The organism is Inhella sp. (assembly GCF_027532025.1).
In the GTDB taxonomy this organism is placed as follows: domain Bacteria; phylum Pseudomonadota; class Gammaproteobacteria; order Burkholderiales; family Burkholderiaceae_C; genus Inhella.
This window is the reverse complement of record NZ_JAPZSY010000023.1, coordinates 1-11,822: the sequence shown is the minus strand read 5'-3', so window position 1 is coordinate 11,822 and position 11,822 is coordinate 1. Positions and strand designations below refer to the sequence as shown.

General features: G+C 67.3%; 14 protein-coding genes. 1 reads left to right on the top strand and 13 read right to left on the bottom strand.

The window, feature by feature from the left end; genetic code table 11:
• Positions 1 to 372: porin (locus O9335_RS04690; protein ID WP_298384270.1), on the top strand; the 372-nt coding region annotated here is incomplete at its 5' end.
• A gap of 372 nt (positions 373 to 744) precedes the next feature.
• Here the strand turns inward: O9335_RS04690 and O9335_RS04685 are convergent.
• The 13 genes from O9335_RS04685 to O9335_RS04625 all read right to left on the bottom strand — a co-directional run.
• The gene (locus tag O9335_RS04685) at positions 745 to 1,359 is read right to left on the bottom strand and encodes a 2-hydroxychromene-2-carboxylate isomerase (RefSeq protein ID WP_298384267.1); all 615 of its coding nucleotides are present in this window, start codon (positions 1,357 to 1,359) and stop codon (positions 745 to 747) included.
• 40 nt (positions 1,360 to 1,399) lie between these two features.
• Positions 1,400 to 2,650: an alpha/beta hydrolase gene (locus O9335_RS04680; RefSeq protein ID WP_298384264.1), complete on the bottom strand. Its 1,251-nt coding sequence runs from the start codon at positions 2,648 to 2,650 to the stop codon at positions 1,400 to 1,402.
• 34 nt (positions 2,651 to 2,684) lie between these two features.
• Positions 2,685 to 3,812, bottom strand: a complete 1,128-nt coding sequence (locus O9335_RS04675; protein ID WP_298384261.1) for an acyl-CoA dehydrogenase family protein — start codon at positions 3,810 to 3,812, stop codon at positions 2,685 to 2,687.
• A gap of 1 nt (position 3,813) precedes the next feature.
• Positions 3,814 to 4,995, bottom strand: coding sequence for a hypothetical protein (locus O9335_RS04670; protein ID WP_298384258.1), 1,182 nt, complete (start codon positions 4,993 to 4,995; stop codon positions 3,814 to 3,816).
• 30 nt (positions 4,996 to 5,025) lie between these two features.
• Complete coding sequence (locus tag O9335_RS04665; protein WP_298384253.1) at positions 5,026 to 5,433, bottom strand: hypothetical protein; 408 nt, start codon at positions 5,431 to 5,433, stop codon at positions 5,026 to 5,028.
• 16 nt (positions 5,434 to 5,449) lie between these two features.
• Positions 5,450 to 6,115, bottom strand: a complete 666-nt coding sequence (locus tag O9335_RS04660; RefSeq protein WP_298384250.1) for an SDR family oxidoreductase — start codon at positions 6,113 to 6,115, stop codon at positions 5,450 to 5,452.
• 61 nt (positions 6,116 to 6,176) lie between these two features.
• The gene (locus O9335_RS04655) at positions 6,177 to 7,355 is read right to left on the bottom strand and encodes an acetyl-CoA C-acyltransferase (RefSeq protein ID WP_298384247.1); all 1,179 of its coding nucleotides are present in this window, start codon (positions 7,353 to 7,355) and stop codon (positions 6,177 to 6,179) included.
• Positions 7,356 to 7,456: 101 nt separating this feature from the next.
• Positions 7,457 to 8,398 carry a phosphotransferase gene (locus tag O9335_RS04650; protein ID WP_298384245.1) on the bottom strand — a complete coding sequence of 314 codons (942 nt, stop codon included), beginning with the start codon at positions 8,396 to 8,398 and terminating at the stop codon, positions 7,457 to 7,459.
• On the bottom strand, positions 8,388 to 9,962 hold the full coding sequence (locus O9335_RS04645; RefSeq protein WP_298384242.1) for an AbgT family transporter: 1,575 nt from the start codon (positions 9,960 to 9,962) through the stop codon (positions 8,388 to 8,390). Before O9335_RS04645 ends, O9335_RS04650 begins: the two co-directional genes overlap by 11 nt.
• Before the next feature lie 106 nt (positions 9,963 to 10,068).
• The gene (locus O9335_RS04640) at positions 10,069 to 10,557 is read right to left on the bottom strand and encodes a hypothetical protein (protein ID WP_298384239.1); all 489 of its coding nucleotides are present in this window, start codon (positions 10,555 to 10,557) and stop codon (positions 10,069 to 10,071) included.
• Entirely contained in the window at positions 10,554 to 10,883 is a 330-nt protein-coding gene (locus O9335_RS04635) for a type II toxin-antitoxin system RelE/ParE family toxin (protein WP_298384236.1), read from the bottom strand. Before O9335_RS04635 ends, O9335_RS04640 begins: the two co-directional genes overlap by 4 nt.
• The gene (locus tag O9335_RS04630; protein ID WP_298384233.1) at positions 10,880 to 11,152 is read right to left on the bottom strand and encodes a YlcI/YnfO family protein; all 273 of its coding nucleotides are present in this window, start codon (positions 11,150 to 11,152) and stop codon (positions 10,880 to 10,882) included. Before O9335_RS04630 ends, O9335_RS04635 begins: the two co-directional genes overlap by 4 nt.
• Before the next feature lie 62 nt (positions 11,153 to 11,214).
• A partial coding sequence (locus O9335_RS04625; RefSeq protein WP_298384230.1) for an isocitrate dehydrogenase kinase/phosphatase-domain containing protein occupies positions 11,215 to 11,822 on the bottom strand: 608 nt, incomplete at its 5' end.

Sequence of the window (11,822 nt, the reverse complement as noted above, 5' to 3'; positions counted from 1 at the left end):
ATCGGCGCCACGGCGCCGGCACCGTTGCGCGCCAGCTTCCTGGCGGCTGGTGCCCAAATCGCGAAGAACCTGGGTTGGGATGGCACGCTGTTGTACGGTGGTGTGCACTACCAGATCAACGACGCCAACAAGCTGGTTGCCAGCTACGCGCAGTACGACGACACCAACAACGCCCGCGACATGTCGGTGGCTGGCTTGGCCCTGGAACACATGGTGAGCAAGCGCACGCAGATCTGGTTGTCGGGCTCGCGCATCGACAACAAGACCGGCAGCCAGGTGTTGCCGTTCGGCCAAGGCCTGTATTACGGCATCACCGACAAACCGGGCCGCGATTCCAGCGCTTTCTCGGTGAACTTGGTGCACCGCTTCTGACGCCACGCGGCGCCCGCGAAAACCCGGCTTCGGCCGGGTTTTTTCATGGGCCATCGCGACCCTGGCTGCAGAGGGATTGGCTCGCCGGACCGGCGCTTGGGGCCGGTGTGCGCCGCCTTCGCTCGGGTGCTTGGGGGCCTGTCGGACTTGGAGTTCGTCGTCGGCTGCCCGTCGACGGCAGCGGTCCCCCTTGTTCCGCCTCTTGCCCCGAAGCCTTGGGGCTGCCCATTCGACAAAAACCTTCGGGCCGAGGTTCGTGGGCGACAAGCGTCGTTACCGGCGCCTGACGTGGCCCGCCACGCGGCGTTGCCGGCGCCTCGCCTGTTGACCCCGAGACCTCGGCGACAGCCAGGGCCTCTGCCGGGCAGACTCCTAAACCAAGTCTCGCGGCGGGCCATTGGCCAGCCAAGATTCGATCTGGCCCTGGCGATCGTTGCCCCAGAAGGGTTCGCCGTCCACCACGATGAAGGGCGCACCAAACACACCCACTGCGATGGCGGCGTCGGTGGCGGCCTTCAGGCGCGCTTTCCACACCGGGTCGTTCCAAGCGGCTTCGGCGGCATCGGCCTCCAAGCCTGCCTCGGCGGCCAGGGCCTTGAGTGCCGTGGGGTCGGCCAGGTTCACATGGCGCGTGAAGTAGGCGCGCAAGCCTGCGCGGGCCCAGGCGATGGCGCGTTGCGGGTCGGCGTCGTGCAGCCACCAAAACACGCGGGCCGCGTTTTGCGTGGCGATGGGGAAGGGGTCGGGCATGCGGATGGGCACGCCGGCAAACGCGGCCGAGCGCATCACGTCGCGCACCAAGTAGTCGCGCTTGAGCGGCACTTGGATGGGCGGCACCAGGCCGGTGACTTGGTTGGCTGCGCCCAACAGGATGGCGTGCCAACGCACGGTGCGGCCGTGGCGAGCGGCCACGGCGCCGATCCACTCGGAGCTGATGTACGAGTAGGGGCTGGAGAAGTCGAAGTAGAAATCGATGGGCGGGCGCATGGTCAAAGTATGGGCTGCCGCGAGCCGATTGCCCATCGGGTCAAGGCTGGTGCTGCCAACAGTTGGGCGCCAGGCCCAGTGGTGCCAAGCCGCGTTCGCTGGGGCTGCGCCCTTGCAAGGCCCAGCGCAGGTCGCGGGCCACGCGGCCGTTGGTGTAGTAGCTGTGTTGCGTCAGCCCGCTGACCAGCGGCGCGCAATCGATTTGCGTGACCTTCTGGTGCAGCAACTGGGGTCGCGCTGCGCCACGCTGCCCCAGGCGATCGGGGTTGCCCTTGGTGTAGTCGCTGATCTTGAGCGCCACGTCGTTGGCGTTGTGCAGCACCAGCACCGACTGCGCCACCTGGTGCGCCATCGACAAGCCTTGGCCGGGCTCGAGCGCGGTGTCGTCCACGTCGGCCGCGGCCAGGATCAGGTGGTCGAACAGGCGTGGAAGGGTGGGGCCGGGGCTGAATTCGTCGACGCGCTGGAGCGCCTTTTGCAAGACGTAGTTGCCCATGGAATGGGCCAGCAGGTGGATGCGCTGGCCGCACAGCTCGGTGGCTTCCAGGCGGGCCACGGCGCGGTCGATCTCGGCTGCCGGCGCGCCCGCCAAGCGCGCTCGCAGGGCTTGGATGGCGGCGCTGCCTTGCCGCGCTTCGCGACCCAGTTGGTGCAGGTGGTCGCGCAGTTTGAGCAGGGCGCGACCGAAGGCGCCGGCCGTGCCGCGGGCGTCGGCACGGTCGCTCTTGTAGCTGGCAAAAGGCAGCGCGGCGCCGTCGCTTGGCCAGGTGAACAGCACCACGCGGACGGGCTGAAAGTTGGCGGCCGACTCGGCTTGGGCATCGAAGCGATTGAGCACCGCCTCGAACGCGGCGGCCGTGGCCACGGCCTCCTCCCAACTGACGTTGAAGCCGTGAACGAGCACCAGCAGGTCGCGCCCAGCCAGCATGTCGTGGCGCAGGTCGGCGAACAGCGCCAGCGACCCGAGCTTGACCTGGGTCTGGGCGGCTTCGTTGACTTGGGCATCGGGGATGCTCTCGGCATAGGCCTCGATGCGCTGCGTGGCCTGGATGCGCGCCTTGAAGTAGGCCTGCAGGCCTTCGCCGTCGCCGGGGCCGATGGGCGCATCGGGGGCATACGGCGCGCGGTTCAACAGGGCTTGCACCTGGGCGGCATCCACCTCAAAGCGCACGCGGCCAAAGCGCAGGTTCTCCATCCCGTCGCTGGAGAACCGCGTGCCGTAGCGTTCGGGGCGAAAGCGATCGGCGCCCTCGTGCGCGCGGTTGGTGGCGTAGTACACGCTCAGTTCCATGAGGCCCTCCGATGGGTTCTCGACACCCCGGGGCTCACAGCGCCCGCCCGATCAAGATCTTCTGCACCTCGCTCGTGCCTTCGTAGATCTGGCAGACCCGCACATCGCGGTAAATGCGCTCGACGGGGAAGTCGCTCACGTAGCCGTAACCGCCGAGCACCTGGATGGCGGCCGAGCACACCCGCTCGGCCATTTCGCTGGCGAACAGCTTGGCCATGGCGGCTTCCTTCAGGCAGGGCTTGCCGGCGTCTTTCAGCGCGGCGGCGTGCCAGATGAGTTGACGCGCGGCCTCCACCTGCGTGGCCATGTCGGCCAGCTTGAACTGGATGGCCTGGTGCTGAAAGATCGGCTGGCCGAAGCTGACGCGCTCCTTGCTGTAAGCCAGGGCGGCTTCCAGCGCCGCGCGTGCCATGCCCACCGACTGGCTGGCGATGCCGATGCGGCCGCCTTCCAAACCGCTGAGGGCGATCTTCAAGCCCTGGCCTTCGTCGCCCAACCGGTAGGCGGCGGGGATGCGGCAGTTCTCGAACAGGATCTGCGCCGTGTCGCTGCTGTGCTGGCCCATCTTGTCTTCCAAGCGGGCGACGGTGTAGCCGGGCGTGGCCGCGGGCACCAAGAAGGCGCTGATGCCCTTCTTGCCGGCGGCTTTGTCGGTGACGGCCATGACGATGGCCACATCGCCGTTCTTGCCGCTGGTGATGAACTGCTTGACCCCGTTGAGCACGTAGTCGTCGCCGTCACGCACCGCGATGGTCTTCAAGCCGCCCGCCTCCGAGCCCACGTGCGGCTCGGTCAGGCAAAAGGCGCCCAGCATGTCGCCACGCGCCAAGGGCTTGAGGAACTGCGCCTTCTGGGCCTCGTTGCCGAAGGCCATGAGGATGGAGCACACCGGGCAGTTGTTGACGCTGACCACCGTGGAGGTGCCGCCATCGCCCGCGGCGATCTCTTCCAGGATCACCGCCAAGGCCAGGTAGTCAAGGCCGGCGCCGTCGTACTCCGGCGGCACGGCCACGCCATAGCAGCCGAGCTGGGCCAGGCCCTGGAGCTGCTCGGCGGGGAAGTGGTGGGCCTTGTCCCAGGCGGCGGCGTGGGGGGCGATCTCAGCCTGCACGTAAGCGCGAACGGCGTCTTGGACGGCGAGGTGGTCTTCGGGAAGCAGCATGTCAGCGGTCCTTGGGCAGCGGGGCCCATTGCGTCGGAAGTCGGTTGGCTTGGCCCGGCGCGCGCAGGCGCAGGGTCCAGGTGCCGTCGGCGGCGGTGTCGATGGCGGCGGTGGGGGGCTGGCCGCGCAGCCAGGCTTGGGTGGCTAGGGACGCGTGGTGCAGGTCAACGATGCGGTCCATGTAGCTGGGCCACGCAGGCCGTGCCACGTCGGCCAACAGGTGCGCCGTGGTGTGCCTCCAATGGATGCCGCTGCCGAACAAGCCGGGCTCTGGTTCTGAGGCGGAACGCCAGCAATTGGCACTTGCCGTCAAATCCTGGCCGTCCAAGCACGCCAGCACGCGCATCCAGTGAGCAGAGAACAGCTGCTGTGTCTTCTCGGGATGCAGAAACTTCGTCACCCAGCGGCCGAACCAAGCTGGCCCGTTGCCTTCATCTGCTTTCGTTATGTCTGACATCGAAACAGCAGCGGCGCGACCCAAAGCCGCCTCCGTGGGTACCCACTGACGCATGGCCAGCATCAAGTCAGCGCTGGGTAGGTCGATGCGCTCAGCCAAGGCCGCGCGTTGCTCTGGGTGCTGGGTTGCGAGCACAACGACCACGCTGAGCTTTCGCGCTGTTTGGCTCGCGCCGACCATTTGGCCGATGAGCAGCCGTGATTCGCGGCGAACCAAGCCCTCGATGCGATTGGCCTTGTCCAATGCCCTATGCATTGATTGGGCATCTAAGGGCTGACCGGCTTGCAAGGCTGCAAGCAGGAGCCAGCTGTGGCAGGCCGAGAGGGGTTGATAGCTAGGAAACACAGTGTCCACCGACAGTCCGGCTGGGATGGTCTCCCCTAGGGACAGCTCGGTGCGCTCTAGCGCGGTGTCACAGACTTTGCCCAGGCCCACGTGCTTCTCGCGCCAACGCAGCAAGGCGTCAGACTGCGCTTCGAATGCTGCTTGGCAATCAGAGCCGCTGCAGTTCGGCCACGGGAGTGTTTCCTTGGGCCCTGGCGCAGCGTCCAAAGCCGCCAGCAGCCCGCCCTCGCCGCTTTGCGCCGGGGGCGCCGCCAGCGCGGCGGGAATCGGCTGCGGCTCGGCGTCGTGCCAGTTGCTGGCCACCCAGGCCAGCACCAGCAGCAGCGTGGCGGCCAGCAGGCCCAGCACGCCCAGGCCGATCCATTTCAAGAGCTTGCGCATCAGTGGGGTTCCCTGTCGTCTGGCGGTCGTTCAGCCCACGGGCTTCATCGCCGCCAGGTTTTCGTCGAAGGCCGTTACCAGCAGCACCTGGGTGCGGCCGCCGTGGCGGTGCAGGTGGTAGCCGGTGCGGAACTGCTGCAGCAGCGAGCCGTCGGCGCGCGTCAGCGTCCAGCGCAGCAGGGCGAAGGCGTCGTGCGCGCCCATCAGGGTGGCCTGCTCGATGGCGAAGTCCACGCGGTCCAGGCCGGCCTCGCGGTAGACGGCGCACAGCTGGCGCATGTTGTCCTGCACGGGCGCGTGCTCGGCCCACCAGGTGACGGTGCCGGCTTGCGAGATGGCCATGGGCGCGGCGCAGTGCGCGGCCACGGCGTCGCCGTTCAGTTCTTGGTAGGCGTCGGCGTAGGCCCGGAAGAAGGCCTCGATGTCGTGCAGTTGCATGGTGGGAAGGCTCGGCTCACCAAGCCAGGGGCTGGCCGTCGAAGTTCAGGTATCTGCCGTTGTCGCCGGCGCCCAAGCTCTCCAAGGTGCGGCGCATGGCGGCCACGGCGTCGGCCGGGCTCAGGTCGGCCTGCGGGCCGCCCATGTCGGTGCGCACCCAACCGGGGTGGACGGCCACGCAGGTGGCGCGTCCGCCCAGCACGATGCTGGCGTCTTTCAGCACGGAGTTCACCGCCGCCTTGCTGGCGCGGTACAGCCAGCCGGTGGGGCTGGCGCGCAGGGCCATGGAGCCCATCTTGCTGCTGATGATGGCCAATTTGGCGCCTTGGGCGAGCGTCTCGGTCAGGGCGGGCAGCACGCGCATCGGGCCGAGCACGTTGGTGCGCATGACGAAGTCGAAGTCGTCTTGTGAAGGGGCCGTGGGGGCGTCCACCTGCGGTCCGTACACGCCGGCATTGACGATGGCGATGTCGAACTTCAGTCCGTCCAACTGCCAGGCCAGCCCGGCGCAGGAGCCGGGGTCGAGCACGTCCAGGCGCACGGGCTTGGCGCCCAGGTCGCGCAGGCGGATGAGGCTGGCCTCGTCGCGCGCGGTGGCGGTGACTTGGTGGCCGTCGGCCCGGTACTGTTTGACGAATTCGAGGCCGAGGCCGCGCGAGGCGCCGATGACGAGGAGGTGCATTTGGAGGAAAGCAAAGACCGCGGCCGGGGCCGCGGTCGGGTTCGGTGGAAGGACGGAGGGCTTAGATCATTTCCACGGCCATGGCGGTGGCTTCGCCGCCGCCGATGCACAGCGCGGCCACGCCGCGCTTGAGGCCGCGCTTCTTCAGGGCGCCCAGCAAGCTGACGACGATGCGCGCGCCGCTGGCGCCGATGGGGTGGCCCAGGGCCACGGCGCCACCGTGCACGTTGACGATTTCGTGCGGCAGCTCGAACTCGGTCATGGCGGCCATGGTCACGGCGGCGAAGGCCTCGTTCACCTCCCACAGGTTGACGCTCTTGGCATCCCAGCCGGCCTTCCTCAAGGCCAGTTCGATGGCGCCCACGGGTGCGGTGGTGAACCACTCGGGCGCGCGGGCGTGCACGGCATGGCTGACGATGCGGGCGATGGGGCTCAGGCCCCGTTTGGCGGCCTCGCTCTCACGCATCAGCACCAGGGCGGCGGCGCCGTCGGAGATGCTCGACGCCGTGGCGGCGGTGATGGCGCCGTCCTTCTTGAAGGCGGGCTTCAGGCCGGGGATCTTGTCGAGCTTGGCCTTGAAGGGCTGCTCGTCGTGCTTGATGAGGGTGTCGCCCTTGGGACTGCGCAGCGTGACCGGGGCCATTTCCCAGTCGAAGCTGCCGTCTTCGTTGGCCTGCTTGGCGCGCTGCGTGCTGGTGATGGCGTACTGGTCCATCGCCTCGCGGCTGAATTGGTAGTGGCTGACGCAGGTCTCGGCGAACACGCCCATGGCCTTGCCGCGCTCGTAGGCGTCTTCCAGGCCGTCGATGGCCATGTGGTCGTACATCTGCGTCATGCCGTACTTGACGCCCTTGCGCGCGAACATGAGGTGCGGCGCGTTGGTCATGCTTTCCATGCCGCCCGCCACGACCACGTCGGCGCTGCCCGCGGCCAGCATGTCGTGGCCGAACATCATGGCGCGCATGCCGCTGCCGCACATCTTGCTCAGGGTCACCGCGCCGGCGCTGTCGGGCAGGCCGGCCTTGCGCAAGGCTTGGCGGGCCGGGGCCTGGCCCTGGCCGGCCATCAGGCAGTTGCCCATCAGCACTTCGTTGACGGCGTCGCCCGGCACACCGGCGCGCTCGACGGCGGCTTGGATGGCCACGGCGCCCAACTCCCACGCAGCGAGGTTGGCGAAATCGCCCAGCAAACCGCCGATGGGCGTGCGGGCAGCGGACACGATGACGATGGGGTCGGACATGGCAATGAAACTCCACGAAACAGAGCCCACCATTTTGAGCCAACCGATCGGTCGGGCCGCACCCGGCCGATGCTGACCCGGTGTCTTGCTCGGGCTTGGTCTCAGGAGCGGCCCAGCAGGCGCTGCGCCACGCACTCCAGGGTGGGCTCGGCCTGCCAACCCGGCAGGCTGGCCAGTTGGAGGGGCAAGTGGCTGTAGCGGTGCAGCAGCATCAGGCGCAGCCAGGGGGCGGCGTCCGTGGGCATCGGGTGCTCCAGACCGTCGAACCATGCTTGCACACGCGCCCTGTGGCCGCTGCACAAAAAGCACAAAGGGCCGAGTGCATCGTAGGCCGGCGCGCCCACCAGCCCGTCGCCGAAGTCGAACAGGCCGCACAGCCGGTCGTCGGCGTCCACCAGCAGGTTCATCGGCGTGAATTCGCCGGTGAGCAGGACGGGGGCGGCCGTCTCGTCGGGCAAAGGGCCGTCCAAAAAAGCGGGAAGTTGCGCCAGCAGGTGGGCGGGCAGGCCGGTGCGTTGCTGGCGGGCCCGGCAGCCGGCGCGCTGGCGGGCGATGAAGTCGGGCCAGGGGGGCGAGAGGCGGGCCTGCTCGCCCACCGGGAGGGCTTGCAGCTCGCGGGCGACCGCGCCGAGTCGGCGCAGCAGCGCCACGCGTTGCGCCTCGCTCAGGTGGGGCCAGCGGTGCAGCAGCAGGGTGCCCGACAACTGCGTCATGCGCGTCCACGGCCAGCCGTCGTGCTCGCCCTGGGCCAGGAGGGTGGGCGTGGGCAGGCTCAGGCGGCCTTGCAGGCGCTTCAGCAGACCCTGCTCGAAGCGCGCGTGGTCGGCCAAGAAGGGCGGGAACAGCTTGAGCACCTGGGCTTGACCCAGCAAGGCCACCAGCACGGTGCCCTCTGAGGCCGGGTGCCACTCGCCCGTCCAGCCCTGAGCGCGCACCAAGTGCTCCATGGCCGGGCGCCAGGCCTCGGGCTGGTCGTGCCAGTCGTCGAAGGCCTGGGGGCTCAGGCCCGGGGGGAGCTGGGGTGGCGAGGCGTCAGAAGCCAAAGGGGATGTTCAGGGCGAAGAAGGCCAGCAGCAGCGCCGTCCAGCTCACCAGGAAGGCCATGGAGTAAGGGAGCATCACGGTCAGCATGTCGCCAAAACTGAAGTCGGGCTCGTACTTGCGCATGAAGGCCAGCACCACGCCGGCATAGGCCATCATGGGCGTGATGATGTTGGTGCAGGAGTCGGCCACGCGGAAGGCGGCGGCCACCACGTCGGGCGTCATGGCCGGGTTCACCGTGTACAGCATGGGGATGAAGATGGGGCCCAGCAGCATCCACTTGGAGGTCAAGCCCCCGATCACCAGGTTGATGAGGGCGGTCATGATCACGAAGCCCAGCAGCAGCAAGATGGGGTGCCCTTGCAGCCCCAAACCCAAGAGGCCATGTGCGCCCCAATAGGTCAGCAGCGCACCCAGGCCAGAGTAGGTGAGCAAGGCCAGGAAGTTGTAGCAAAAGAAGGTCAACACCATGATGTAGCCCATGGTGTTCATCTGGGCCACCATGGCCTGCACCACGTCCATCACCTTCTTGAAGGTGCCTGCGGCCACGCCGTAGGCCACCCCTTCGATGGCGAACACCAGCGAGATGAGCAAGATGACGTTGTTCAGGTAGGGCAGCACCTCGCGTCCATCGGTGCCGGTGTAGGCCTTGAGGGGACCCAGGATCAGGCCCACGACCACGGCGGCTGACACCGGCAAGGCCCAGGCGGCGGCGCGCAGGCCACGGCGCTCGGCGTCTTTGAGCATCAACTCGCCGGCATCCAGCCCGTCGGGCTTGACGAACGCGCGACCCGCAAAGCGCCGGGCCACAAAGCGTTGCGTGACCCAGGCCCCGATGCCTGCCAGCAAAAAGGTGGATACGGCGATGAAGGTGTAGTTCATCGTGGCCGGGTTCAGCGGCGTGCCATCGGCGCGAGTGAACGGGATGTTCTGGGCCTCGGCAAAAGCACGGGCGTTGTTGCCCACGATGACGTCGATGGGCGTGCCCGGGATGAGGTTGGCGCTGAAGCCGGCCGAAACGCCCGCAAAAGCCGCCGCCATGCCGATGATGGGGTGTTTGCCCAAGCCTGCATACAGGAGGCCAGCCAAGGGAACCAAGATCAGGTAGCCCGCGTCGGTGGCGATGGAGCTCATGATGCCAAGGAACACCAGCATCAAGCCCAACCAACGGTCGGGAATGATCGTGCCGGCGCGTTTGATCAACGCGGTCAGCAGACCGCCGTTCTCGGCAATGCCCACGGCCATCATGACCACCAGGATGACGGCCATCACGCCGTTGCCAAAGCCCAGCCAGTTCTGCAGCAAGGCGTTGTCAAACATCCAGCGCACGTGCTCGGCGCTCAGCATGTCTTTCACTTGCTGCACGACCTCCTGCCCGCCAGGCCCCGTGGTGGTGAACTTGTAGCCCCCCAGCAGCGCGGCCGCGATAAAGGCCAAAGGCCACAGGGCCATGAAGATCAGCACAGGATCAGGAATGCGGTGGCCGACGCGCTCGATCCAGGCGCCGAGTCGGGCAGCGCGGCCGTCGGCCGCAGGCGGGGTGGGGGTAGCGGGTGGCAAGCTCATGCGAATGGGTGTGAGGGGCGGCCGTGAGCGGCCGAACCCATCAGCCTAGCGGCAGCTTTCCCCTTTTGCCTTGTGGGGCCATGTGCCGGGGCTGGAGCCGGCCGGCTCAGGCGGTGAGCACGCTGCCGCGCTCTTCTTGGGCCACGCGCTGGATGTAGGCCTGGAAGCCCGCGTCTTCGCCGCGCAGCAGCAAGGGCAGGGCGAAGAAGAAGTCGTCACGTTGGCACCACTCGCGCATGTAGTCGTCCCAGCTGTTCCAGCGGCGTCGCTCGCTGGGCGTCATGTCGTCTTTGTAGGCCACGAGGTAGGCGCGCTCGAACAGGCTGACGAGCATGTCGAAGATGACCAGCATGCGCTCGCGCTGTTCGGGCGTGGGGTTCTCCAGCGCAGCGGCTGTGCGCAGTTGCAGGTCGCTGTGCTGCAGCACGACCTTCAGAAAGTCGTTGTAGGCGTTGGCCAGGAGCAGGTAGGCCTCTTCTTCTTCGTTTTCGCGCTCGGCCCGCTCTTGCTTGAGGAAGACCCAGATGGCGAAGGGCAGGCCGATGACGGTGACGAGGTAGGAGGCTTGCTCCCAAAATGCGGCAGGCCAGTTCATAGGTAGTCGTCTTCAAGCTGGTGGCGGACGGCGATGACGGTGACCTTGCGGCTGTCGGTGATGTCGTAGAGCGCGACGTAGCCGGCCCCAGGGGCGGCCACGACCAGTTCCCGCAAATGCGGGTTGCCCAGCGGATGGCGGTACAGGTGCGGCGTTTGGGAGAGCCGCCGCTCGACGTGCTCGCGCAGCTGATCAATCACCTCTTGCGCCCGTGCGAGGTCCTCGCTGTGGCGTGCCCGTGCAAGCAGGAAGTCGTACAGCCGCAGAAGATCGTCTTGCGCCTGCCGCGTGTAGCTGACCTGGAACCCGCCTTGCGCTGAGCTCATCCGAGCAGTTCTTTGCGCCTGGCGTCGAGCCGGCGCTGCAACGCGTCATGCACGGCTTCGGCAGGGATCGACACCCCCGTGTGCCGGTACTCCTCCAGCGACTCGATGCCTCGGCGCAGAAACTCCGCCCGCACCTGGCGGCGGTGCACCAAGTCGCGCACGGCGGTCTCCATCAAGGCCGAAATCGTCTCGCCATCCTGCAGCACCGATTCAGCGGCTTCGCGCAGCGCGGGTTCGACACGCAGCGAGGGCAGAGAGGCGACCTTCATGGGGACATCCTTGCGTTGCAAATGCAGCGCAAGTATGCCACCGGCTTCTCGGTCGCCCACCTTCAGCGCGTGAACCTCCGCGTCGCTTCGTATGGGAACACGTCGTGCACGTGCCCGGCCAGGATGGCGTCCTTGCAGCGCTGCCAGAAGGCCGGGTCGAGCAGGTCGGCGTGGTGCTTCATGAAGGGCTCGCGCACACCGGGGTGGCCCAGCAAGAAGGGGCCGAAGGTTTCGGGGAAGACGTCGCCCTTGTTCACGGCGTACCAAATCTCGCCGCTCATTTCGTCTTCTTCGTTGCGCGGCGCGGGCACTTTGCGGAAGTTGCAGTCGGTCAGGTATTCGATCTCGTCGTAGTCGTAGAACACGACCTTGCCCTGGCGCGTGACGCCGAAGTTTTTCCAAAGCATGTCGCCGGGGAAGATGTTGGCGGCCACCAGGTCCTTGATGGCGTTGCCGTACTCGATGACGGCGGCTTCCGTTTGGGCCGGCGTGGCGTCTTGCAAGAAGATGTTGAGCGGCACCATGCGGCGTTCGATGTAGACGTGCTTGAGCACGAGGTCGTCGCCGTTGTCTTCCAGCAAGCTGGGGCAGAAGTGCTTGAGTTCCTTGATGAGTTCTTCGTCGAAGCGGTGGCGGGGCAGGGCGACGTTGCTGTACTCCAGCGTGTCGG

Bases quoted from the DNA above. Each gene is read 5' to 3' on its own strand.
- O9335_RS04685 (WP_298384267.1), bottom strand. From the start codon at position 1,359: ATGCGCCCGCCCATCGATTTCTACTTCGACTTCTCCAGCCCCTACTCG.
- O9335_RS04680 (WP_298384264.1), bottom strand. From the start codon at position 2,650: ATGGAACTGAGCGTGTACTACGCCACCAACCGCGCGCACGAGGGCGCC.
- O9335_RS04675 (WP_298384261.1), bottom strand. From the start codon at position 3,812: ATGCTGCTTCCCGAAGACCACCTCGCCGTCCAAGACGCCGTTCGCGCT.
- O9335_RS04670 (WP_298384258.1), bottom strand. From the start codon at position 4,995: ATGCGCAAGCTCTTGAAATGGATCGGCCTGGGCGTGCTGGGCCTGCTG.
- O9335_RS04665 (WP_298384253.1), bottom strand. From the start codon at position 5,433: ATGCAACTGCACGACATCGAGGCCTTCTTCCGGGCCTACGCCGACGCC.
- O9335_RS04660 (WP_298384250.1), bottom strand. From the start codon at position 6,115: ATGCACCTCCTCGTCATCGGCGCCTCGCGCGGCCTCGGCCTCGAATTC.
- O9335_RS04655 (WP_298384247.1), bottom strand. From the start codon at position 7,355: ATGTCCGACCCCATCGTCATCGTGTCCGCTGCCCGCACGCCCATCGGC.
- O9335_RS04645 (WP_298384242.1), bottom strand. From the start codon at position 9,962: ATGAGCTTGCCACCCGCTACCCCCACCCCGCCTGCGGCCGACGGCCGC.
- O9335_RS04640 (WP_298384239.1), bottom strand. From the start codon at position 10,557: ATGAACTGGCCTGCCGCATTTTGGGAGCAAGCCTCCTACCTCGTCACC.
- O9335_RS04635 (WP_298384236.1), bottom strand. From the start codon at position 10,883: ATGAGCTCAGCGCAAGGCGGGTTCCAGGTCAGCTACACGCGGCAGGCG.
- O9335_RS04630 (WP_298384233.1), bottom strand. From the start codon at position 11,152: ATGAAGGTCGCCTCTCTGCCCTCGCTGCGTGTCGAACCCGCGCTGCGC.